This is a genomic window from Holdemanella sp. DFI.5.55, from assembly GCF_020593575.1.
GTDB classification, from domain to species: domain Bacteria; phylum Bacillota_I; class Bacilli_A; order Erysipelotrichales; family Erysipelotrichaceae; genus Holdemanella; species Holdemanella hominis.
This window is the reverse complement of sequence record NZ_JAJDMK010000436.1, coordinates 1-220: the sequence shown is the minus strand read 5'-3', so window position 1 is coordinate 220 and position 220 is coordinate 1. Positions and strand designations below refer to the sequence as shown.

At 54.1% G+C, this 220-nt stretch carries 1 protein-coding gene; it reads left to right on the top strand.

The window, feature by feature from the left end; genetic code table 11:
• On the top strand, positions 1-220 hold a 220-nt coding region (locus LJE08_RS14720), incomplete at both ends, for a Sir2 family NAD-dependent protein deacetylase (protein WP_304608388.1).

Here is a 220-nt window from a genome sequence, read left to right as displayed (position 1 = left end):
CTGTCAAAAATGCCACAAATTTTTTGACGCTGCCTATATGAGAGCCCATGTCGGCATTCCTCGTTGCGACACCTGCGGCGGCGTCATCAAACCTGATGTGGTCCTTTATGAGGAAGGCCTTGATAGGGAAACCTTGGAGCGGGCGGTTTCCTACATCCGCCGGCTGCCGGATAGACCACAAGGCTCGTACCGCCTACAATCAGTATATCAGCCTGGCGGA